Consider the following 3,015-nt stretch of genomic DNA (forward strand, 5'->3'; position numbering starts at 1 on the left):
ATTATTTTATCTAGGGAAATTATTATTTATTTTCCAGCTTTAAAACTAATTAGAGTATTGTTTTCTTCGACTAAGCATTCTATTATTTCAAAGGATTTAATCTTATATGTATTATCGAAAGATATTAAATTATTTATAGTCTTTCCTATAGACTTAAGCTCTACTATTCCCTTATCAAGATTTAGACTAAGGCCCTTATCGATAGCATAATTTACTAGCTCTTCAATTAGTCTTGGATCGAAGTCACGTGAGGGTCTAGTGATTTTAATCTCTCCATAATCTTCATAAAGCTTAAAGCTTATCCTATCAGCCCTGTAGTAGGAATTGTAGAAAATTTTAAATAAGGAGAAGCTAGTAGCATAGTAGAGATTGTGAAAACGGATATCCTTATCCAAGGATAGGAGAAGGTTAGTCCTATTTTCCCTTCCTTCAACTAAATGGATGATATTATCCTTCTTTTTTTCTACTGAAAGAAGCTTGCATCCCCCTATATGGCCTGGCTCGTCTATAAGAGTATCGTTTTTGGGCATAAATATAGTCTTGTCCAAGATCAGATAGGTGTTATTATTTACAAATTTCTTGGATAGGACTTTTGCTTTAACTTCTGTTATTTCTGGAAATTTTTCGTAAATCTTAGTCATAATATACCTCTCTAATATTATATCATATGATATAATAAAAAAGAGGCAATTATGCGAAAAAAGATTCTTTTATTTCTCATCGGCCTACTTTTGGGCCTTATGATATTTATTAATTATGAAAATTTGAATATTATTTATATATTTATAGGATGTTTCTTATTGAGCATCTTATCGCTTTATAAGAAAAATAATTTGATCTATATGGCTATCGGAATCTTTCTGATCTTTTCCCTATCTTCTATAAAGCTTAAAAGTCAGATGGTAAATATTGTGGATGAGGGGAAGTTTAATCTCACAGTCCTAGAAAAAAGGAAGGAAGATCACGGCTTTAGGTATTTTTTGAGGGCGGAAAATGGGAATTCTAGGGGTAAAGTCCTTGCCTTTATGGAGGATGACCTAGCTATTGGGGAATCCTTTGTAGGATATGGGAAAGTTAAGCTTCCTTCTACAAACACCAATCCCAATCTATTTTCTTACAGGAAGTATCTAGCTAGCAAGGGGATTTTTAAGGAAATTAAGATAGAAAGAATAGGTGAAAGAAGTAAGGCTACAAGTCTTCTTCTAAAAATGAGAAATTCCTTTTATAATTATATCCATAAGATTTTCGATAATAATTTAAGTAGAAGATCAGCTGACTTTGTCGTATCTGTTATCCTTGGTGAAAATCTTATAGAAAATGATTCTATAAGGGACCTAGGTCTAAGCCATATCCTTGCTGTAAGTGGACTTCATATGGATATGCTATTTTTCTTTATCCTTATTTTGTTTGGAAGATTTAACTATAGGTACGCCTATGGCTTTGGACTTTTCCTTGCCCTTATCTATGGATACCTAATAGGCTTTCCCTTTTCAGTAATTAGGGTTCTTGGCCTAAATGTGATTTCTTTTTTGGCCTTTTTGTATAATAAGCCCATGGATAAAATAAAAGCTTTGTTAATAATAGGATCTGGGATATTACTAATTAATCCCTTCGCTGGTCTAAATGCTGGTTTTATTTTGACCTTTGCGGCAAGCTTTGCAGTCTACTTGGTCTATCCAAAGATTAAAAATCACTTTAGCAAATCCTATATAGGGGAGAGCCTTGCCTTTACTAGCTCAATCCAGCTTGCTCTTTTTCCCTTTATGATTTATTATTATGGGAGCTTTAACCTGGTAAGCATTCTGGCAAACTTTCTAATCCTACCTGTCTTTAGCCTATCTATGTATATAATATTTATAATAATATTTGCTTATCCCCTATTAGGAAGTTTCCTTAAGCTATTATTTATTGGCCTTAACTTACTTATAGAAAGCACCCTAAATATGACAGTACTTTTAAATAAAATCAAATTCCTTGCCCTAGATTTCAGAAAGCCCCATATCTTACTTGCATTTTATGGATTAATCCTTATCATAATAATGTTAAATTTAGGAAGAAATAGGGCCAAGGCAAATGCTAATATCATCCTCCTATCAATTATGGTCTTGATATTTTCTATTGGCAAAGATAGTGGAGAGATTAGCTATCAGATGATAGATATTGGACAAGGAGACGCCTTTTTGTTAAATGATAAGGGAGATTATTATATGATCGATGTTGGGGGTCCCAAATACAAAAACTACGATTCAGGAGAGAAAATCCTCCTTCCTTATCTTAAGTCGCTAGGAATCAGAGAGATTGAGGGGATATTTATCTCCCATGAGGACAAAGACCATATGGGAAATCTGGACTTAGTTTGTGATAATTTTGATGTCAAAAACATTTACACTAACAAGCTAAATGAGGATTCGCTTAGAAAATATAAGCCCCATATCTTAAAAAAGGGCGATAGGATTGAGCTAAAATCAGGCTACATTAGAGTAATCGATGAGGGCTACGATTCTAATGAAAATGCGAATTCTATGGGGCTGATCCTTGATATAAGGGGAGTTAGGATAATGACCCTGGGAGATTTGCCGAGTGAATTTGAAAAAAATATAAAAGATACAGCTCATATATTAAAGCTCTCCCACCATGGGTCAAAGACTTCTACTAAGAGAGAGTTTGTGGAGAAGGTAAATCCTAAAATCGTACTTATTTCTGCCGGGAGAAATAATGTTTACGGCCATCCCCACAGGGAAGTTTTGGATAATGTATATGACAGGAAGATTTATAATAGTCAGACAGACGGGATGATTGAAATGAGATTTAATAGAGATTTTGAGATAGAGAGATTTCTTAAGGGAGGATATTTTAGATGAATTATATGGAATTTATGAAAAGATTTCTAGACAAGGATATAAGTGGAGTCTATTTGTTTGACTCTGAGGAAGAATTTCTAACCGACTCCATTATAGAAGAAGCGAGAAATCAGGTAAGTATCCCTGACTTTAACTTTATAGATTTAAAGGGAGG

2 protein-coding genes are annotated in these 3,015 nt (G+C 33.5%); one reads left to right on the plus strand and one right to left on the minus strand.

The window, feature by feature from the left end; all coding sequences use genetic code 11:
- Positions 1 to 26: 26 nt before the first annotated feature.
- The gene (locus RCH56_RS07515; protein WP_306484360.1) at positions 27 to 641 is read right to left on the minus strand and encodes a hypothetical protein; all 615 of its coding nucleotides are present in this window, start codon (positions 639 to 641) and stop codon (positions 27 to 29) included.
- 51 nt (positions 642 to 692) lie between these two features.
- On the opposite strand from RCH56_RS07515, the gene RCH56_RS07520 reads away from it, so the two are divergent.
- Positions 693 to 2,861, plus strand: a complete 2,169-nt coding sequence (locus tag RCH56_RS07520) for a DNA internalization-related competence protein ComEC/Rec2 (protein ID WP_306484362.1) — start codon at positions 693 to 695, stop codon at positions 2,859 to 2,861.
- Positions 2,862 to 3,015: the final 154 nt, after the last annotated feature.

Source organism: Anaerococcus sp. (genome assembly GCF_030825785.1).
In the GTDB taxonomy this organism is placed as follows: domain Bacteria; phylum Bacillota; class Clostridia; order Tissierellales; family Peptoniphilaceae; genus Anaerococcus.